Below are 21083 nucleotides of genomic sequence, written 5' to 3' on the forward strand. Positions count from 1 at the left end.
ATCAGGTTTCCAAGATGGATCCTGGGCCTTTTGAGGCAGCGCTTCATATTCGCCGGAGCGAACATTGGCCAGGTTCTTCCATTCCGGCTTTGAAGCGGCATTTTCATAGAGATATACAGGAATTCCCAATTCATCTCCCACTCTTTCTCCCAGTTTACGTGCATATTCCACACATTCTTCCATCGTCATATCCGAGATCGGGATAAATGGGCACACATCGGTAGCGCCCATGCGGGGATGTTCACCGTGGTGTTTACTCATATCGATCAATTCAGCTGCTTTTTTGATAGCTTGAAATGCTGCTTCAACCACAGCTTCCGGTTCCCCCGCCATCGTAAAAACTGTACGGTTGGTATCGGCTCCGGGATCGACATCCAAAAGAGCTACATTCTTCACGGTTTTAATAGCCGCTGCGATGGCATCCAATACGCTTTGGTCTCTGCCTTCACTAAAATTTGGAACGCATTCCATCAATTTCATGGGATTACCTCGTTTGTTTATGTATTTTTACTTTTACAATTTTCTTGTCTGTGGCTTGTAACACTTGGATTCGATAAGGCTCCACTGTGATAAACTGCCCTTGATTTGGTATCTTTTCCAGATGATCAAGGATGAGTCCGGCGATAGTCTCATAATCGCCCTCGGGGAGCTCGATGCCGTAGTCATCCGCCAAGCGGTCTATTTCCACATCTGCCATGGCAATCCAGGTGTTGGCGCTGATCTGTTCCACATCCGGGATTTCATCGTCGTCATATTCGTCTTCTATCTCGCCTACGATCTCTTCCAGGATGTCTTCAATGGTTACGATACCTGCAGTTCCGCCATAAGAATCCACGATTATCGCCATGGATTTCCTTTGAGATTGCATCTCTTTCAATAGTACATCCACGTCCATGTTTTCAGGGGCAAAGTAAGGTTCATGAACAATCTCGCCTGCTGTTACATTATCCTTAATGTCTTTTTTGAGAATATCGTAGATTATCAATACTCCGATAATGTCGTCGATGCTATTGCGATAAACAGGATAGCGGGTAAAGCCTTCGTCCCTGGCCAATTCTATCACTTCCTGGATGCTTGCGTTTTCTGCTATGGCAACTATATCAGTGCGCGGAACCATCACATTACGTGCGTCCAGCTCTTTCAGATCCAGAGCGTCCTCGATCATCTCCAATTGGGGCTGCATAGCTCCGTCTTCACTGCTTTCCGCCAAAAGAAAGCTGATGTCGTCTTTCGTAAGATAATCGTATTGATTGTTCTCAGTAAGCTTCAACAGCTTGCGCAATGCCAGATTGATGTAGCTTACAATCGCCACAAAAGGACGGAATATATAGTAGAAGAAGATTAGCAGAGGATATAAGCGGGGTACAATCCTATCGGCATGGTCTCTAAATACAGCCTTGGGTACGATCTCACCAAATATCAGGACAATGGTACCTACTACCAGTGAGGTGAAGCGCGGATCCAAAGCAGAACCCTCCATTTGGGCCACAAATAGTGTGGAAAGTGAAGATAGAATGGCATTGGCCACGTTATTGCTGATTAAAGTAGTTCCCAAAAACTTGTCCGGCATACGGATAAAACGCAATAGAGATGCATCGCGGCGACTACGGCGGGAACTGTGCTCCAGAGCAATCTGGTCGATGGAGATCAATCCGGACTCCAAACCAGAAAAGAAGAATGACATCACCAAGAAAAACAGCAGTACTACAAAGATCAACAAGCTCTGGAACATTTATCCGTTTACCTTCTCATTCCTCCATGCCACACGCAGTGATTGGATGAATTCATCGATGTTTCCTGCCAGAAAACCGTCCAGATTGTAACTTGTCAAGTTTATTCTATGATCTGTTACTCTGGATTGAGGAAAATTGTAGGTTCTGATCTTGGCAGAGCGATCCCCTGTGGAGACCTGAGCTTTGCGGGAGGAGGCGATCTCTTGTTCCTGGCGGCTGATTTCCAGATCCAGAAGTTTACTGCGCAAGACCTTTAGTGCTTTGGCCTTATTCTTGATCTGAGACTTTTCGTCTTGGCAGGTGACCACCAGTCCAGTGGGTATGTGAGTGATACGAACGGCAGAATCGGTGGTATTCACACTCTGTCCACCATTTCCGCTACTGCGATATACATCTATGCGCAAGTCGTTGTCGCTCACTTCAATATCTATATCATCAGCTTCCGGCAGTACAGCCACGGTAACTGCTGAGGTGTGAATTCTGCCTCCAGACTCGGTTACCGGTACGCGCTGAACCCGGTGTACCCCACTTTCAAAACGCATCAGGCCATAGGCATTCTCTCCGCTAAGCTGCATCACAACTTCCTTGTAACCGCCCAATCCGGTCTCATTGGTATCTATCACCTGTATCTTCCAGCCTTTCATATCGGCATAATAATTGTACATTCTAAAGAGATCTGCCACAAACAGCGCTGCTTCTTCCCCACCGGTACCTGCGCGAATCTCGATAATGGCGTTCTTTTCGTCGTTAGGATCCCCGGGAATCAAGAGATCGCGAAGGCGCAGCTCGATCTCCTCAAGGCTTCTATCCAGATCTGTAATCTCTTCCTTCGCCATGGCAATCATCTCAGGGTCATTTTCGCTTGCCAAAAGGCTTTTGGTGGCCACCAATTCCTGCTGTACACGACTGTATTCGGCGTAACAATCCGTGATGGCCTCCAACTCCTTGTAGCGCCGCATCATATCTCTGTACTTTCGGGTATCTGAGATCAACGCAGTATCCGAAACGCGTCCCTGGAGTATGAGAAACTCTTCTTTCAGAGCATCCAGTTTGTCAATGGGGATCATGTCACTTTTCCAATAGAACTACCCGGTGATCGCTGTAGTCCATGTCCAGCGCAGCTTTCATGGCTACCAGCGCAGTCTCCACCATACTGTCATCCGGAGGTTGTGTGGTAATGCGCTGTAAAGCCATGCCCGGGATGGTCATAAATCTCACAAGGGGATGTTTTAGATTTCGGCCGGAAAACTTCAGCACTTCATAGCTGAGACCCGATATCACCGGGATCAGGATAAGGTGATAAGTCAGGCGCAGATACACCGGAATCGTAGTACCTATGATGACTTGAGATACCAGGGTATCGGTGATGGAGAAGAACAGGATGCCCACCAGCAGCACAAAGAACATGAAGCTGGTGCCGCAACGGGGATGAATGGTAGTAAAGCTTTGGATATCAGGAATCTGCAGAGTACTATTGTGCTCATAAGCATTCACGTTCTTGTGCTCTGCTCCATGATAACAAAACAGGCGTTTTACATCCTTCATCAGAGATATTGCCCAGATGTAGATTACAAAGAATACAATGCGGATACTGCCTGCAAAGAGATTGAAAAAGAAGTCCTGCTTGGAAAGCTTTAGCCAATCTGAAAGCTTGTATGGCAGCAGTCCAAATAGCAAGAACGCCAGTCCAAAGGCAATTATGAAGCTGAATATCTCTTCCCGCTTTTCTGCTGCCTTACTCTTTTCCTTCAGCTTTTCTCCCTTTTCTTCGGCTTCCTGTCTCAGATCCAATTCGAAGCGTTCAGCCGAAAAGGTGAGGGTGGAGAAACCGATCTTCATCATCTCGATGAGAGACACAAATCCGCGGACGATTGGTAAAGCATAGAACTTGTTTTTCTGCGTAGCGCTTACAAATGGCTGAAGCTTTAGTTCGATGTCTCCGTTTCTGCGACGAATGGCGGTTGCCAGACGGTCAGGTCCGCGCATCATTACGCCTTCGATAACCGCTTGTCCGCCTACACTAATTTCTTTTTTCATCTGCTAATCCTTATTAATATAAAAAACGCCACTCTCCCCCAAAGGCGGAAGACTGGCGTAAACAAATTTATAAGATCTACTTATCGCTGCTGAGATTGTATTTCTTATTGAACTTCTCGACACGACCGGCAGTATCCATAATCTTTTGTTTGCCGGTGTAGAAAGGGTGGCACACGTTGCAAATATCTACGTGCATGTCTCCCTTGGTGCTGGCGGTTTCAAATATGTTGCCGCAGGCACAGGTGACAGTAGCCTTCTGGTATTTAGGATGAATTCCCTGTTTCATTTATTTTGCTCCTTGCATAAATTCAAAGTGATTTGATACAATAATTTTGAGTAGCAGGTTTATGTCAAGTATGAATTAGCATCTCTTTATATCTGCTTTACTACTGCTTGAAGCATGGAGTTGAAAGAGCCCAGATAATGAATTGTGCTCTGACTGCGTGGCTCTTTCGACTTTATGTGATCTTAACTATAATGAAGGTTTAGGTATGAAGCGACTTGCCGAACCGTAGCTTCTCTCATATGTGAGGATTCCGATCTTCTCCAAGTAGTAGCTTCGGAAAGCTACGATACATGTAGCATCGGAATACTACGATACAAAAATCTCCGTAGCTTCGGAATGCTACGATCGGGTTCCGTTCGCCGATTATTAAGCCGTACCAGAGGCAGAGCTTACAAGAACGTTATTGAAGCAAAGAGGTCCAAGAGGGGCATCTCCAGAATAAAATATTGCCAGATGCACAGTTGCGACTATTATATGACTATCGCAAGCATTCCAGGCAGTTTATCCGGAAGTCAAGAATAAAAATGTGCTGCCAAGGACACCAACAGGTAAAAAGATGGAATCTCATATCAGGAAAATAATCGACAAAGCAATCTTCGGCTATGCTTATCACGAGATCTTGCTGGACAAATCCGGCAAGCCCTGTGATTATAGGTTTATAGAAACCAATGAAGCCTTTGGCGAGCTTACCGGTTTGGATCACAAGAAAATAATCGGTAAGACTCTAAAAGAAGTACTACCCAAAAGTTCTGAAGACGATTTTGACTGGATCGGTTTTTACGGGAATGTGGCAGAACAAGGGGGCAGTCATATGGTGGATGCGGAATCCAAGCCACTTGGCAAGAGCTTTCGCATTCAAGCAATCTCATTTGAGAAAGGCTATTTTGCCACCCTCTTCTTCGATGTGTCTCTCTACAAAAAGATCGAAATGGAGTTGGGTGCAAACGAAGAGCGAATGCGTTTGCTGGTGAACAATTCCAACAACTGGGTAGTAGTCCTGGATAAAGATCTGCAGATAAAATACTCCACTGCTTTGGGGTCAAAAATCCTCGGTATAGACGAAAAAGAAATCTACAATCTATTTGTATATTCCGTAGTCCACCCGGACGATGTAGCAAAAGTACAGGACACAATACAATGGGTATTTGAACATCCAGCAGAATTGGCCACTCTGGAGTTACGAGTATATAACTCCAAACATGAAGTAATTTGGTTGGAAGTATTTGCTTTCAATATGTTGCAATCCTCCGCAATCGAGGGATTGATAGTTCACGCACGGGATATCAGTATCCGCAAAGCTGCAGAAGAAGCGTTGGTGCAAAGCGAAAACAAATTTCGTTATTTGACTGATAATCTTACCGACATGATCTTCATGACTGATAAGGAACTAAATACCATCTATGTAAGCCCTTCCGTGGAAGCGATGTTGGGGGAAAGCCCGGAAGAGCATCTGTCACGCAGCATGGAAGACAAACATCCCCCAGAATCTCTGGCTGTGATGCAGGAAGCATTAGCCGAAGAAATGCAAAAAGATACCGAACCAAATGCAAATCTGAATAGATCCAGAATGATAGAGATTCAGGAATACAAGAAAGATGGCAGCCTCATAGATATTGCCATGCATGTAACAATGATTAGGGATAAAGACGGTAACTTCAATGGCTTGCATGGAGTTACACGGGATATTACTTTCCAAAAGCACACTGAACGGGAGCTAAAAGAGAAAAACGCTTACATCGAATCACTGCTGGATTCTATCCCTGATCCGATCTTTGTATTAGACAAAACTGGCCGCCTGATTGACAGAAAAACTGGATCTGCGGACAATTCGTTCCTCACGAAAGCAGAAGCCCCCAATCAGAATCTTTGGGACATCTTCCCGAAAGTTTTGGCGGACAATATATTGGACGCCATACAAATTGCCTTGGACCGAAATGAGACCATTCCCTTTTCCTTTCGATTGGAAATGAATGGAGAACACAGGTATTTTGAAGCCCGTATCAGCCCCATGGAAAATGAACGGGTGATCTCCTCAGTGAGAGACGTGACAGATCATAGCAAAGCTGTGATGGCAATTCAGCAACAAACCAGATTTCAAAAAATGATTGCAGATATCTCGACTGCATTTGTGAATAGCAAGTCCTTGGAACTGGATACCATCCTGGACGAGAGCCTGAAAATGGTAGGAGAATTCTTTGGAGTGCAGCGAGCATATATATATCGATATTTTGACGACTATTCCAGTATGTTCAACACAAACGAATGGCACTCACGAGGTAGAGGCAGAATTCAGGATAAACGTCCCGTGTATCATAGCGCCTCAATTCCCTGGTGGAGCAAACAGATTACTAGCGGACAAATAATAAAGATTGAGAATCTGGAAGAGCTGTTGCCTCATGCTAAAACCGAGTATCGGGTACTGAAGAGCCAAAATATCAAATCCATTTTGTGCATACCAATTCAAAGTGGCTCCAAGGTTATGGGCTATTTCGGATTTGATAGCCTGATAGAGCCCAGAGTATATAGCGAATCTGAAGTAGATAACCTGCTGGTAGTGGCAAACCTGCTGGCAGAAGTGTTGTTAAAACACGATCGTGAAAAACAAATGCGCAAACAGGCCAAACTGCAGGAAATCTTCATCCCCATGGCCATGAAGTATGTAAATCTGAATTCCGAAGATCTGGAGAATGCGATACGGCAATCTCTGGCTGAACTGGCTACTTTTTCCAATGCTGATCTAGCCTTTATATATGATTACGATTGGGATAGCATGGTCTGTATAAACGGAAATGAATGGACTGCTCAAGGCATAGATACTGAGGCCCAATTACGCAGAATAATCCCAATGGATTTACTTGGTCCCTGGGTGGAAATGCATCGTAGAGGTGAGACGGTTATCATAGATGACGCCCTCACAGCCGATGTTCCCAAGCAACTGCGAGAGTTCATGGTCACGCAGAGAGTGAAAAGCATGATAACCTTGCCTATAATGAATATGGGTATGTGCCAGGGTTTTGTGGGTTTCAATTACATAAGGAAAACCCATCGCTTTACCAAGACCGACAGCATGTTGCTTTCACTTTTTGCCCAACTTTTGGTCAATGTACGCAATCGTAGAGATCTAGAGCGCAGACTCATTCAGGAAAAAGTGCGAGCAGAGAATGCCAGTAAAGCTAAAAGTGAGTTTTTGGCCAATATGAGTCACGAAATCCGCACTCCCCTTAATGGAGTAATCGGCTTTACTGAATTGCTGCAAAACTCGGCTTTGGACAATGCTCAGCAGCAATATGCCCAAAACATCATCAATTCCAGCTACAACCTCTTGGGCATCATTAATGATATTCTGGACTTTTCCAAAATTGAAGCGGGAAAACTGGATCTGTCTCCCACACGTACAGACCTTATTGAACTGGTAGAACAGGCTGCAGACATCATCAAGTTGAGAACCAGCAAGAAAGACCTGGAGTTTTTGCTGGATATCAGCCCAGACATTCCCAGATTTGCCATAATCGATCCTTTAAGACTGAATCAAATCCTGATAAATCTTCTTTCAAATGCAGAAAAGTTTACCGAAGAAGGTGAGATAGAGCTGAGTGTGCGGTATGAAATGACCGACGCTGATCATACAGATATCACATTCACAGTACGCGACACGGGCATTGGTATCAATGAAAGTATGCAGAAAAAGCTGTTTCGCGCTTTCTCGCAATTGGATTCATCCACTACCAGAAAGTATGGTGGCACCGGACTGGGATTGGTGATATCAAACCATCTGGCCACCTTGATGAATAGCCATATTAATATCTCCAGCATACCCGACCAAGGTTCTGAATTTAGCTTTACGATCAATTGCAGAGTTGAAGGAAAGAGGTATTGCGATCACGAACTGGAACTCACGAAAACAGTGATGGTGGTAGATGATAATGCATCCTGCCGCAGAATCATCAAGCAATGCCTTACTTACTGGAAAATTGATGTCCTGGAGTGCGGCAGCGCCCAGGAAGCATTGGAGATGCTGCAAAACGTCAGCGCTCCTGATGTTATCTTTGTTGATTATGATATGCCGGAAATGAATGGATTGGACCTTATCCGAAGAGTTCAGAACGAAACCTTGAAGATAAGCCAGACAACTCCAGTGGTGCTGATGCATAGTTCCGATGAGAATCCCGCTCTGATATCAGCTTGCCAGGAACTGGGGATAAACTACCGTTTCTTGAAACCGGTGAAAGCTTATGATTTGCATAAGGCTTTGGAAAACATCGAATCCGGAGGCCAAGACTTGACACAGGAAAACATTGAAAGAAAGGATAGATTACCTATGTCTGAAACAGATTTAATCGAAAAACCGTCTATCCTAATCGCTGAAGACAATCAATTGAACATGATTTTGTTGAATGAAATGATCCTCAAGCTTAGTCCCAAAGCCCAGATATGGCATGCTACAGATGGACTGCAAGCTATTGACGGAGTTCGAAAACACAGTCCGGATGTGGTGCTGATGGATGTACAAATGCCAAATCTGGACGGTGTGAGTGCCAGTTTTGAGATCCGTAAGTTCTCCTCGGTGCCCATTATTGCCATTACAGCCGGAGCATTGAAAGAAGAACAGGAGCGATGTCTTGCTGCAGGTATTAATGACTTCCTTACCAAACCGGTTTTGGTGGCAGAACTTGCTGCCACCTTAAGCAAATACCTGTCAAATGAATCTCAGGAGAAAAGTGCTTCGTATCAGACAAAGACAGCAACGGACAATGCTTCTCATTTTGCTAAAGACGCACTCTTGAAAAACATATCCGGAGATTTGGATACTTTTAAGAGTTTGCTTGAGATAGTGGCCACCAGCTTCCCGGATAAGTTTGAAGCTCTAAACCAGGCAATCACCGAAGAAGATAGCAAAGAAGCTCTTAGCATCCTGCATTCGTTAAAGGGATCAGCGAGAAACATGCACTTCGTCCTTCTAGGAGATATGGTGGCTGATTTGGAAAGGGATTATCCCAATCTTGAAGCAGCAGAAGTGCGTGCCCGCTACCAAAATATCATTCAAGAATGGCAGTTTGTGCAGGATCTGATAAAATAAAGCATCCAGGATCCCTGTACGCTCTACCTGAAAGTTATTGAATCAATTTCCGCTATCTTGCAGATTGATGTTTCTACTTTTGAATCCGTAACCCATCACGTCATAGACATCGGTAAGCACCATAAAGGCATCCGGATCAATCTCTTTTACGAGGTCTGTAAGCATGGGCACCTGACGGCGGTTCAGCACACAGAACAGCACATTGATATCGCGTTGGTGAAATCCGCTCATCCCCTTCAGGATGGTTACTCCCCTGTTCAGTTTATCGAAGATCACGCCACGAATCTCATCCGGACTGTTCGAGATGATGTAAACACCTTTCACATAAGGCAAGCCTTCTGAAGCCAGATCCGTGATCTTGGTGGTTACAAACAGGTTGATGTAACCCCAGATGAGCAGTTTCGGATCTTTCAAAAATAGTGATACAGCCAGGATTATGCCCGTTTCCACAATATAGTAGCCTGTACCGATCGAAATATTGGCTTTTTGTTTGATGAAGGCCACCGGGATATCTGTGCCTCCGGTGGATCCTCTGAAGCGGAAAATCAGCCCCAAGCCCAAACCAAGCAGTACCGAGCCGGCTACTGCGGAGAGGAAAATCTCTTCAGGAGGCAACATTGCATATACTACCCTGTCTCCAACCATGTGGGTATAGTGCGCCAAATCTCTGACCAGACCGATTTTGTGGAGCATGGGAAAGCTCAACAGGTCTGTCATTGTCGCAGAAACCAACATACCATATATTGATTTACTGCCAAACGATTTTCCGATGAATACAAAACTGATGACAAACAGAGGTATGTTTATAAGGATCATGCCCACACCGTTGGGTAGCCCAAAAAGCATGTGCAAGATCTGAGATATTCCGCCTACTCCTCCCGGAGCCATATTGTAGGGTAACAGGAACCAAGAGTATCCTATGGCAAAAAACACCGAGGCAAACACTATGCCCAAGTGGTTTATAATCTCTCTCTTAATACGCATTTTGCGCGCATCTTGTTTCGGCATTTCATTCTCCTATTGTTCTTGACGGATAATGCTGTAATTTATAGTTTGTCTCTGTTCAAATAGCGGGGCTCAGAATGAATCCATGCTATGGCATACACAAACATAAAAAAGTATCAAGGAAATATTACATGAAGATCGATATCAGAAAAGACGGACACAAACACAGTCTCATCGAACTGGAAAAGGCAAGGCCAATATCACAGATCATAAAAGGAAGTGGCATCGATCGCAACCAAGTCCTGAGCTATAAAATTAACCATACCGAATATGTCAATGAAGATTATCTTCCTTCCGGAGATACACTGGTCAATTGCGTCACAGTCAATCATCCCGAAGGATACAGGATTTATCAGGATACAGCAATCTTCATCCTCGCTAAAGCCTTACATACTCTTTTGGGGGTAAATCACTCTTTGGTGGCAGAGCATTCAATCGCCGATGGAGTGTTTTGCGAAATCTTCAATTCCGAGAAATTCAGCCGGGATGATGTCCAGCGTCTGAAAGCGGCAATGCACAATATCATCGAAAGTGATCTGCCCATAGATCGAATCGAAGTAAGCAGTTCCGAAGCCATCGATATATTTAGCAGTATGCACCGTAAGGACGTGCTCAGGAATATTAAAAGCCACCATATCGAGACCGTAAGTATCTACAAATGCGGAAAATACTACGATTTCTTCATCCGTCCTCTAGCAGATCGCACCAGCTTTATTACCCATTTCGACATCGAGTATCTGGAACCCGGATTCATCCTGCGCTTCCCCTCCGGTGCAGATATGACTCTGCAAGAGCCCTTTATGCTACCGCAAAAACTGTTTGCCTTGCATCAGGAGCACGACAAATGGCTGGATATTCTGCGTGTCCACAACATATCGGACATCAACAGCCAGATCGACCGCTATGATATATCTCAATTCATCCTGGTGGAAGAAGCTCTGCACGAAAAGAAGATCGCCGAGATGGCGGCAAACATAGTGGAAGACAAAGATATCAAGCTAATCCTGATCGCCGGACCGTCTTCTTCCGGAAAGACTACTTTTGCCAACCGCCTCAGAGTGCAGTTACAGGCCAGCAAAGCAAAGCCATTTGTTATCGGTCTGGATGACTACTTTTTAGATCGCGACCTCACTCCCCGCAAGGAAAGTGGAGATTTTGACTTTGAATCCATACATTCCATCGATCTGGAATATCTGAATATACAATTGACGCAATTGCTGAATGGAGAGCAGATTGAGCTGCCCCATTATGACTTTACGAGAGGTATCAGACGACGCAGCAACAACTTCGTGAAGATGGAGAAGGATAACATCATAATCATGGAGGGAATCCACGGACTGAATGATGACCTTACCTCAGCCATTCCCGAAAGCCGTAAAACCCGCATCTATGTATCGGCCCTGAACCAATTGAACATCGATAATCACAACCGTATTCCCACTACAGATTGCCGCCTCTTGCGAAGAATCATCCGGGATCGCCAATACCGGGGATACTCAGCTGAAGAAACCATCCTCAGATGGCCCGACGTAAGAGAAGGCGAGGAAAAGAACATCTTCCCATATCAGGAGAATGCCAATTATATGTTCAACAGCAGCCTCACCTATGAACTGGGTGTATTGAAGAAACATGCTTGGAACGAACTCCTGAACGTGCCTTCAACCTCATCCGCCTACACAGAGTCACGTCGCCTCCTGCACTTGCTTTCTCACTGCAGGGATATCGACGACGCCCATGTGCCACACAACTCCATAATCCGTGAATTCACAAACGGTTCTGTGTTTAGATACTGATATGCCGAAGATCAATATCCTTTCTGAAGATGTCCGTAATAAAATCGCTGCGGGCGAAGTGATAGAACGCCCGGCTTCTGTAGTAAAAGAGCTGGTGGAAAACAGTATCGATGCCGGAGCGGATACCATCACGGTAATAGTGGAGAATGGGGGGAAAGACCTCATCCAAGTGATCGACAACGGTATGGGCATGGAACCGGATGACGCCATGCTGGCCCTCGAAAGCCACGCCACCAGCAAGATTCGCAATGTTGACGACATCATCCACATTAGTTCTTTGGGCTTCAGAGGAGAAGCTTTGCCTTCTATAGCCGCTGTATCTAACTTCTGTCTGCTTACCAGAAACCGAAATCTGGAAGTTGCCCTCAGAGTGGAGATAAACGACGGTAAACTGAAGGATGTGATCAAGACATCGTCCAATCCGGGAACCACCATCTGGGTAAGAGGGCTGTTCAAGAGCCTGCCCGCCCGCCGTAAATTCCTGCGAACCGATGTAGTGGAACTGCGTCATATCCAGAAGTACTTCCACTATCAGGCAATTATCTATCCCCGGATCAACTTCAAATTGATCGCCGATGGCAAGAAGAAGCTGAATTACATCGCTTCGGAAGACCGTAACAAGCGAATGGCTGAAGTATTCGGTTCGGGCTTTTTCGACGACGACATTATCGAGATAGATTCCGGTGCCGGCGAATACTCCGTGAATGGTTACATCTTTGGTTTGGAAGAGCGTTCCGAGAAGCTTATCGATGCTCAATATGTATTCATCAATGGCAGGTTCATAAACGACAAGACAGTGAAACATAGCATTAAAAGCGCTTATCAACCGTTTATCCAGAAAACCAGGGCTTGGATGAAAGGCAGCACTCCGCCGTACATCTTGTTTATCCAAGTACCCCCTCAGGAGATTGATGTCAATGTCTCTCCTACCAAGAGTGAAGTACGCTTTCGAGAACAGCAAAGGGTGCATTCCCTCATATTTGAGACTCTCACCAGAGCGCTAAGACGTTATGAAGACGACAAGTTTGCTTCCGCACGCAATAAGTTCATCAACATCCCCTTCAGTCAGGAACGTCCCAGCTCCCTAGAGCGGGATATCTTTGTGCAGAATGTACAGGTTCCCCGATATGGAGAATACAAGAAAGAACACGCCGAACTGTTTCAAGATGACCTGTTTAAACATGAAGAGGAGCCTTTACCCCGCTCGATCCCCATCGTGAATCCCGAGAAAGATCGCGATCAGGAACAACAGGAAATTTTCATCGATCAACCTAACGACAGCGTTCCCTATAAGCTATTACTTCAGAATGAAGAGGACTACATCAACCCCTGGCAATTGCATAACACATATATCTTTGTCCAGATAGAAGATGGCTTGGTGATTATCGATCAACATGCCGCTCACGAGCGCATCATCTACGAAAAGCTAATCCATCGCACTGGTGGTGCTCCTGCTGTAAGACAGAAACTGATTGTTCCTCTGGTGATCGACATTCCGCCATATATAGCCAGCGATATCCGGGATCTGGTGGATGCAAATCTGGAGCTGTTGGAAAAGATCGGTTTTATCCTCAAGAAGTTTAGCGGAGATTCCATTGTCATCGAGGAAATCCCCGCAGAATTGGGTGATTTTCAAGGGGGCAAAACCTTCATTGATATCCTGAAACAACTGGAAACAGAAATAGAACTGAACTCCGACTTCAGGGACTCCCTAGCCAAATCCATCGCCTGCAAGGCTGCGATCAAGGCCAACACCAAGCTATCCCGTAAGGAAATGTTATCACTCATAAACAACCTCTTTGCCTGCAGAGTACCATACTTTTGCCCCCATGGACGACCTCTGATCGTAAAGATGACTCTCACGGATTTTGAAAAGAAGTTCAAGCGCCTAGTATGATCATCACCATTGAAGGGCCAACCGCAGCGGGTAAAACGGCATTTGCCATAGAACTCGCGGAAGCCCTGCACACTCAGATCATAAACTGCGATTCGCGTCAGGTATATAGATACATGAACATCGGAACGGCAAAGCCTTCCCCGGAAGAGCTGTCCCGCGTGAAGCATCACCTTGTAAGTATCATTGATCCCAATGAAAGGTACAACGCTGGTTGTTTTGTGAAGGCAGCGGAACAGATTATCGACTCTATGCTTTTAGAGGATAACATCCCCATTATCTGCGGAGGAACCGGCCTGTATATCCGCTCACTTTTGGAAGGCCTCTTTATGCATCCCCCCATCGATCCCCATATCCGGGAAAAGTTGAAGGCAGAGTTGCAGAACGTCGGAGTATCTGCCTTGTATCAGCGATTGCAAGAGGTCGATCCCGAGTTTGCCGGACGCATCAGTGATAAAGATCCGCAAAGAATTCTACGAGGTTTGGAGATATACATCGGGACAGGGATGAACATCACAGAGCACTGGCGGCTCCAGAAGCGGGTACTGAAGTACCACACCCTGCGTATACTGATCTCCCCTATCAGAGCCGTGCTATATGAGCGTATAAACCAAAGAGCGGAGCAAATGCTGAGCTGTGGGTTGCTTTCTGAAATAGAAGCTTTGCTACACAATGGCTACACTTGGCAGGATCCAGGTCTAGCGACTTTAGGCTACAAAGAGTTCAAAGACTTCTTTCAAGGGAAATCTGATCTGGCAGATTGTACCGAATTGGTAGCTCAGCATCATCGTAACTATGCCAAACGGCAACTAACCTGGTATCGAAAATGCAGATTTGATTTGACAATTGGACTACAAAGCTTTAGTTTATCTGATGTCCTCGGGGAGATAGAATCCCGATACATGAGGTACAAAGAGGAAACAGGTGCACATCATAGCCAAGATAGTTAATCACGAGATTACAGATAGTGATATTGCCCGGGAACTCGCTTGGGGTGGGACGAGCAAGCAAGCCCTGAAACGCCTGATAGACCGTTGTCTTTTGCTGGTCAAGGCAGATCAACTAGGCATGAGGGTCACTGATGAGGAGTTTGACATCGCTATGATGGAGCTTCTTGAAGAAGAAGAGCCGTTCGGATTGCCCCCCGGATATTTGCAAAGCATGGACGCTCTGGAGATGGAAACTCTTTTGCGCCGCAACATCTTGATCCGCAAATACCTCTCTACTCTTTACCCTGACGAGCATCCCATCGAAGAAGCAAAGCTGAGGGAACTCTACGACGAGCAGATTCAGAACTTTTATAGCGAAGAGATGGTACGCTGTTCACACATCCTTATCAAGGGTGAAGATGCCTTGCGGCGCATCACTGAAATCCGCTCCAGAATCTTTGGTCCTGCAGAATTCTTCGAAGCCTGCCGCACTTGTAGTGATTGCCCCTCAAACCGTTGTTGTGGTGATTTGGGGTATTTCCCTCGTGGCAAGCTCTTTCCGGAAATCGACGCCGTAGCATTTAGCATGCAGATTGATGAGATCAGCCAGCCATTCGCCAGCCCTGAGGGATATCATATCCTGATGCTTACAGATCGCAAATGCAAAGCTCCCATCCCTTTCGAGGACATTAAATCCAGCCTCACCGCTCAGATTATCCAAATGGAACGCGAATATATATTGATGCGGCATCTGGACGAGCTCTACATAGAATTCAAACCGCAAATCAAGCTGTTTGAAGATGCCGTCCAATAGTCTATCCCGCTTATTTGGCATCACTACTTTTGGAGAATCTCACGGTCCCGCCATCGGTATACTTTTCGATAGCCCGATAGCAAATCAAGAGCTTCCTTTTGACAGAATCCGCGAAGCTCTACTACGCAGAGCACCCAAAGGGAATGCTTCAACCACCCGCATAGAAACCGATGAGATTGAGATCCTCAGCGGTGTATTCAATGGCAAAACCACCGGCACTCCCCTCTGTATCCTGATCCACAATAAAGATGCCCGCAGCATCGATTATGAGCCATTCAAAGACCTTATCCGCCCCGGATATGCAGACTATTCATGGCTGCAGAAATATCATATATTCGACTACCGCGGTGGCGGTAGAACATCCGGCAGAGAAACCGTAGCCAGAGTACTGGCTGCTGAACTGCTCCGCCATGTGTTACCCGACATTTCGATTGAGACAACCACTCTCCAAATTGGTAGCATAAAGGCTTCTCTGAATGGAACTTGCCCGGAAAATGCATTTCACTGGCCGGATCAGGAAAGTTATCCCCAGCTTATGCAATTTCTGGAGCAGACAAAGCTGGAAGGTGACAGCCTGGGCGGAATCGTCCGCGTTGTTGCCCGAAATGTCCCCGCCGGACTGGGAGACCCGATCTACGAAAAGCTCTCGGCAAACATAGCAAAAGCGATGTTCAGCATTGGAACAGTGCGAGGTGTGCTCTTTGGAGATGGTCTGGATCTCGCTGTAATGCCCGGTTCACAGTGTAACGACCGCTTTATTCAGGGTAAATGCGTCAGCAATCATCATGGCGGCATCCTCGGTGGCGTCAGCACCGGTGCAGAGATCAGTTTCGATGTAGTATTGCGCCCGGTTTCATCGATATCCGAAGAGCAGGAAACCATAGATCATCTGGGACGCCAAAGCACCATCAAACTATGCGGCAGGCACGATCACTGCCACATCCCGCGGGTAATCCCGGTTATCGAAGCCATGCTTACCATCTGCCTGGCAGATGCAGTTCAGTACCAAAGACTAATCTCCGCTACACAAGACTTGGCAGGGTATCGCGAAGCCTTGGATAAACTGGACGAAGATCTCCTGATTCTTCTAAAGAGACGCCGGGAGATTGTAAAGCAGGTAAAACAGTTCAAAAAAGGACATAATCTAGCCCCGAAGGATTATGCGAGGGAACGTGAAATCATCGATAAAGCTCTGTGCTGGGCCAAAGAGCTGGATCTCGATCCAGACTTGGTGTTGCAGATAGTAAATTTGAACCTGAAGGTAAGTGCAAAATGATAATCGAAAGCATAGCCTACCACCCTCACAAGCTACAGAAAAAGCCCAAGAATGACTTCTTTGTGGAGTATCGGCTGGATCTGTATCCGCATCCGGAAGAAGCGGATTTCTCCGTCTTTCACGAGAACAATATCCTTTGTTGTAAGAATGATCCACTAGATCCGGAATTGCTTAAACTGATGATGTCTTCTAAAGCGATGATAGATCTGGATGTAAAGCAATTAGAGGCATTTCCGGATACAGTTGATCCATCGCGACTGATCCTGTCCATGCATCTGGATCATTATGACCGAGACGCCATCTTGAGCTTTTTGAAGCATCCTCAGGCAGCCATATATTACAAATTGGTGTTTGAGGCCGATACTCTCCAAGAATTGATCGATACAGCCGCAATGATTGCCGAGCATCAGGACCGTGAAATCATCTTCAACGCAAGCGGCAAATGGGCACTATTCCAACGCTCCTTTTTCCTTTACTTCAATTCTGTAGGCTTTTACGAAGCTTTGGAGGAACCACTGTATGCCGGACAACCCACACACAAAGATCTGGTTTATACGGTAGATGCCGTTTATGGAAAAGATTCAGCAGCACTATTGATTCTGGGCAACGACAAAGTATCACAGAGCGGTTCGGTGATACATGGCAATCCCCTGTTGACAAAAATGAATTTTAACGCTGCATACATCCCGATACCCGCCAACGACCTGGAAGAAGCCCTGCAAGCAATGGATTTCGTAGCTACCAGAGTCCCCTTATTGGGAATGGCGATCACCAATCCATTCAAACACATTATGGCAGAGTATTTTAAAACCGGAAAGGACGTTATCAACTCCATCCAGTTTTCCAAGCAAAAGCACGCAAACAATTACTACCATCAAGAGCTCGACATCTATGTTTATCCCATTAATAGCGATCTTATCGCTTTGAAAGAATCTATGCGGGAGCTCAAGATACTCAAGGATCACAATATCCTGATCTACGGCAGCGGAGATTGCGCCAGATTGTTTGGCAAACGACTATTGCAAATGGGCTATCAGAACATCCAGATTATGGGACGTAACAAGAAAACTGTGGAAGAATTGCAACAGTCTCTAGGAATAAAAGATGATGCTTACCCAGAGTACCACCTGCTGATCAACGCCAGCGGACTGGGACAGGATGCCGATGACGATATCTCTGTGTTACCGCCATTTAAGGCGCTCATCAATCTCCCTCTCCCTCAGCCGGAATCGCTGGTGGAAGACTACGCTAAACAGAATTCCATCCCTCATATCAGGTCTACTCAGTTTTGGGCCAAACAGTTTGTCAGCCAATTACAATGCTTTACTTATCAGGATTCTGTTAATTCTGTTGACAGATTTGAATAGTACAAAATAATCACTTTTGTTTAGGAAGCAGTTTGAAATATACTACTATAGGAGTAGACTATGAAACGTGCGTTTCTCCCATTTATGCTTTTAAGCATCCTGCTGGCAAGTACGTCAGCTTTCGCACAGAATCCAGCCAATTCAATTGCAAATGCAGACTATATGCAACTAGGCTGGCAGGAATTTCCCATCGCTGGTATTGACAACCTTTTTATCCCCTATTCCAATCCATCGCTTTTGGGAACCGGCAATGCCAATGGCATCGGCTTAGTTCATCTTGCCGACAAGGAGCGTTTTCAGAAACGATATTGGTTGATGCTGAACGGCGATAACCTGGCATATACCTACGAGCGTGATCACGGAAAGAATTACCATTTACTGGCTACGGGCTTTGAAGCCTTGCCTGCTTACATCCTTCCCAACCTCTATCTGGGAACGAACTATCGCTTTGCAGATGGTGGATTCGAAGATGGTGTCTTCCGCTCCGGAATCACTTATCGTCCCCACGATTCCAGTTCTTTGGCTTTTACTCTGGAAAACCCCATGCACGACAGACCCTTTTATAGAGCAGGTGTGGCGGTACGTCCTTTGGTGTTTGTGGATCAGATGGCCGATTACCGTCTGGAACTCTCTGCCGACATAAACTACTCGTATATGGAAACAGAGGGTTACAAGATAAAGAAACCAATTCTGGGCATCAATACTCAGGTTTTGGACGGAGTAAAACTGGGCGCCACCTACAATCTGGAAGAAGAAACCGCACTGCTCTCCTTTAGCCTGGGCTTGGGCAAGAGCGAAGTAGGTTCCATGGTTCGCGCCAAGGAACACGACAACTATGGTTATGCCTATGCCTTCCTCAGCGAAGAGAGCTTTAAGCCCTTCCTCGGCTTGAAGACATCGAAATGGTACCAGATGAAGGCTCGCAATTCTGTAGTAACCTACAAGGCTCCGAAGTATAAGATTGGCCCCATCAAAATCTACGATAAAAACACTCAAGGCTTCGAAGATATAGCCGCATCCCTAAAGAAAGCCCAGGAAGATCCCACCATCTCCGGCATTCTACTGATAAATCCCTCTTATGCTACCTCATTTGGGCTGCAACAGGAATTGGTCGGCCTTTTCCAAGATTTCAGGGCTAGTGGTAAAAAGGTTGGCGTGTATTACGACAACATCTCCAATGGCGGATACATCTTCGCTTCTGCCATTGCGGACAAGATTTACTTGAATCCCATGGGAAGTCTGGACCTCCGTGGTCTATCCATCAGCAGTCCGTATCTGAAAGACGCTCTGAACAGCCTTGGTATCGAGGCAATCAATTTCCGCAGTCACAAATACAAAAATGCCGGAAATATGTTCAGCGAGAACAACATGACCGATGCCGAGCGTGAAGTATATGAATCCCTCTTACAAAACATCTACGACCAAATGCTGACCCAAATCAACCTCGGCAGAGGAGATAAGCTGCAAAAACCGGTTCAGACTTTGGTGGACGAAGGTCCTTACTTCATCCCGCAGGATGCTCTGGACGCTGGTTTGATCGACGGCATCATCTATCAGGATGAGCTAACCAACACTCTGAAACAAGATTTTGGCTTCTCAACCAAGGATACAGACTTGGCGGATTACCGTTCCTACGATTGGAGCAAACCCAAGGAGAACCTCATTGCGGTGATTTACGCGAGCGGAAACATCGTGATGGGTAAGGGCATACCCGGTCAGAAGATCGCTCATGAAAGCACGGTCGATCTGATTCGCAAAGCTAGACACAACAATATGTACAAAGGGATCATCCTGCGTGTGGATAGCGGTGGCGGCTCTGCTCAGGCTTCCGATATAATCCTGCGTGAACTCAGTTTGGCTCAAAGCGAGAACAAGAAGCCTGTGGTTGTTTCCATGGCGGGCGTAGCGGCCAGCGGCGGGTATTATATATCAGCCAAGGCAGATCGCATCATAGCAGACCCAGCCACTCTCACCGGCTCCATCGGAGTTATCGGCCTGGCCTTCAATGCCACCGAGATGTTCAAAAAGATTAAAGTAAATTGGGGCACTGTGAAAATGGGTGAAAATGCCGATATGGGCTCGATGTACAGACCTTGGACTAAAGCCGAGAAAGACATGCTTGAAAGCTACATTGAGCACACTTATGAAGACTTCGTAAGTAAAGTAGATGCTGGCAGGAAGAACCTAAGTTATGAAGAAGTGCATGCCTTGGCTCAAGGCCGGGTTTGGACTGGCGAACAAGCCAAGAAAAACGGCTTGATCGATGATTTGGGTGGACTTGATGTAGCAATGGACCACATGCGTGAAGTGAGCAACATCTCCGGCGCTATCCGCTTGGTGGATGCAACTAGCTCCCGTGAGGGTATCAATGTGCAGTTTGATAGCAAACCTCTGATGAGTATCTTGGGGATGGATACATTGGAGACTATTAGCGAAGACTACATAAAGGTATTTGAACTGTGGCAGGATTTTGCCGGAGAAGATGCACTGATGCTTAGCCCCATAAACCCAGAAGAACAACAATTCTAATTCACCATATACGAGAGGCTGGAAATATCTTCCAGCCTCTTTTCTATCTACTTCTCTTGTTTCCTACTGCTTCCCACTTCGAAATCAGATCTTTGCGATCCTTTTCCAAATCTGTCTTTACCTGTGCCCAATCCGAGAAATGGTACTGACGGCATACTTCAATGTATTCCCGCTTATCAAGATGAATGGTAAATCCAATCTTGCTCAACGAGATCGTGTCAGTGTCCTTGCCAAAATCCCGAATAGATGAGATTCGCACTATCCGGGATAAATCGACTGACTGTCCATCTGGTAGGATGTAAAGCATAGTTGACTCCCAGATTATATAGATAGATACAATATA

The 21083-nt window shown here is 45.9% G+C and carries 15 protein-coding genes; 8 read left to right on the top strand and 7 right to left on the bottom strand.

Annotated elements, in window-relative coordinates; genetic code table 11:
- From ftcD to rpmE, 5 genes are all read right to left on the bottom strand, one after another.
- The coding region (gene ftcD / locus PHF32_06500) for a glutamate formimidoyltransferase (protein ID MDD4560367.1) at positions 1-480 on the bottom strand (480 nt) is incomplete at its 3' end.
- Between the two features lie 4 nt (positions 481-484).
- Positions 485-1732 carry a hemolysin family protein gene (locus PHF32_06505; GenBank protein ID MDD4560368.1) on the bottom strand — a complete coding sequence of 416 codons (1248 nt, stop codon included), beginning with the start codon at positions 1730-1732 and terminating at the stop codon, positions 485-487.
- Positions 1733-2800, bottom strand: coding sequence for a peptide chain release factor 1 (prfA, locus tag PHF32_06510; protein MDD4560369.1), 1068 nt, complete (start codon positions 2798-2800; stop codon positions 1733-1735).
- Position 2801: 1 nt separating this feature from the next.
- Positions 2802-3770: a DUF1385 domain-containing protein gene (locus tag PHF32_06515; protein ID MDD4560370.1), complete on the bottom strand. Its 969-nt coding sequence runs from the start codon at positions 3768-3770 to the stop codon at positions 2802-2804.
- Between the two features lie 76 nt (positions 3771-3846).
- Entirely contained in the window at positions 3847-4056 is a 210-nt protein-coding gene (gene rpmE, locus PHF32_06520; GenBank protein MDD4560371.1) for a 50S ribosomal protein L31, read from the bottom strand.
- Between the two features lie 556 nt (positions 4057-4612).
- On the opposite strand from rpmE, the gene PHF32_06525 reads away from it, so the two are divergent.
- Positions 4613-9133, top strand: coding sequence for a response regulator (locus tag PHF32_06525; GenBank protein MDD4560372.1), 4521 nt, complete (start codon positions 4613-4615; stop codon positions 9131-9133).
- A gap of 42 nt (positions 9134-9175) precedes the next feature.
- On the opposite strand, the gene PHF32_06530 is transcribed toward PHF32_06525, so the two are convergent.
- On the bottom strand, positions 9176-10141 hold the full coding sequence (locus PHF32_06530; protein MDD4560373.1) for a YitT family protein: 966 nt from the start codon (positions 10139-10141) through the stop codon (positions 9176-9178).
- 128 nt (positions 10142-10269) lie between these two features.
- Between PHF32_06530 and PHF32_06535 the strand changes: the two genes are divergently transcribed.
- The 7 genes from PHF32_06535 to sppA are packed head-to-tail and all read left to right on the top strand — an operon-like array spanning position 10270 to position 20740.
- Complete coding sequence (locus tag PHF32_06535) at positions 10270-11931, top strand: nucleoside kinase (protein ID MDD4560374.1); 1662 nt, start codon at positions 10270-10272, stop codon at positions 11929-11931.
- 1 nt (position 11932) lies between these two features.
- Complete coding sequence (gene mutL / locus PHF32_06540) at positions 11933-13828, top strand: DNA mismatch repair endonuclease MutL (GenBank protein ID MDD4560375.1); 1896 nt, start codon at positions 11933-11935, stop codon at positions 13826-13828.
- On the top strand, positions 13825-14775 hold the full coding sequence (gene miaA / locus PHF32_06545) for a tRNA (adenosine(37)-N6)-dimethylallyltransferase MiaA (protein ID MDD4560376.1): 951 nt from the start codon (positions 13825-13827) through the stop codon (positions 14773-14775). The genes mutL and miaA overlap by 4 nt, the downstream gene beginning before the upstream one ends.
- On the top strand, positions 14750-15568 hold the full coding sequence (locus tag PHF32_06550; protein ID MDD4560377.1) for a peptidylprolyl isomerase: 819 nt from the start codon (positions 14750-14752) through the stop codon (positions 15566-15568). Before miaA ends, PHF32_06550 begins: the two co-directional genes overlap by 26 nt.
- Positions 15555-16844 (top strand): chorismate synthase, encoded by a 1290-nt coding sequence (gene aroC / locus PHF32_06555; GenBank protein MDD4560378.1) that lies wholly within the window; start codon positions 15555-15557, stop codon positions 16842-16844. Before PHF32_06550 ends, aroC begins: the two co-directional genes overlap by 14 nt.
- A complete protein-coding gene (locus PHF32_06560) occupies positions 16841-18211 on the top strand; it encodes a hypothetical protein (protein MDD4560379.1) in 1371 nt (456 codons plus the stop codon). The genes aroC and PHF32_06560 overlap by 4 nt, the downstream gene beginning before the upstream one ends.
- A 60-nt stretch (positions 18212-18271) precedes the next feature.
- The gene (gene sppA, locus PHF32_06565) at positions 18272-20740 is read left to right on the top strand and encodes a signal peptide peptidase SppA (protein ID MDD4560380.1); all 2469 of its coding nucleotides are present in this window, start codon (positions 18272-18274) and stop codon (positions 20738-20740) included.
- A gap of 43 nt (positions 20741-20783) precedes the next feature.
- Here the strand turns inward: sppA and PHF32_06570 are convergent, their stop codons facing one another.
- Positions 20784-21047 (bottom strand): hypothetical protein, encoded by a 264-nt coding sequence (locus PHF32_06570; GenBank protein ID MDD4560381.1) that lies wholly within the window; start codon positions 21045-21047, stop codon positions 20784-20786.
- Positions 21048-21083: the final 36 nt, after the last annotated feature.

It is taken from the genome of Candidatus Cloacimonadota bacterium, assembly GCA_028706475.1.
GTDB lineage: Bacteria > Cloacimonadota > Cloacimonadia > Cloacimonadales > Cloacimonadaceae > UBA5456.

Coding starts and splice junctions, on each gene's coding strand:
- PHF32_06505 (MDD4560368.1), bottom strand. CDS start 1,732: ATGTTCCAGAGCTTGTTGATCTTTGTAGTACTGCTGTTTTTCTTGGTG.
- prfA (MDD4560369.1), bottom strand. CDS start 2,800: ATGATCCCCATTGACAAACTGGATGCTCTGAAAGAAGAGTTTCTCATA.
- PHF32_06515 (MDD4560370.1), bottom strand. CDS start 3,770: ATGAAAAAAGAAATTAGTGTAGGCGGACAAGCGGTTATCGAAGGCGTA.
- rpmE (MDD4560371.1), bottom strand. CDS start 4,056: ATGAAACAGGGAATTCATCCTAAATACCAGAAGGCTACTGTCACCTGT.
- PHF32_06525 (MDD4560372.1), top strand. CDS start 4,613: ATGGAATCTCATATCAGGAAAATAATCGACAAAGCAATCTTCGGCTAT.
- PHF32_06530 (MDD4560373.1), bottom strand. CDS start 10,141: ATGCCGAAACAAGATGCGCGCAAAATGCGTATTAAGAGAGAGATTATA.
- PHF32_06535 (MDD4560374.1), top strand. CDS start 10,270: ATGAAGATCGATATCAGAAAAGACGGACACAAACACAGTCTCATCGAA.
- mutL (MDD4560375.1), top strand. CDS start 11,933: ATGCCGAAGATCAATATCCTTTCTGAAGATGTCCGTAATAAAATCGCT.
- miaA (MDD4560376.1), top strand. CDS start 13,825: ATGATCATCACCATTGAAGGGCCAACCGCAGCGGGTAAAACGGCATTT.
- aroC (MDD4560378.1), top strand. CDS start 15,555: ATGCCGTCCAATAGTCTATCCCGCTTATTTGGCATCACTACTTTTGGA.
- PHF32_06560 (MDD4560379.1), top strand. CDS start 16,841: ATGATAATCGAAAGCATAGCCTACCACCCTCACAAGCTACAGAAAAAG.
- sppA (MDD4560380.1), top strand. CDS start 18,272: ATGAAACGTGCGTTTCTCCCATTTATGCTTTTAAGCATCCTGCTGGCA.
- PHF32_06570 (MDD4560381.1), bottom strand. CDS start 21,047: ATGCTTTACATCCTACCAGATGGACAGTCAGTCGATTTATCCCGGATA.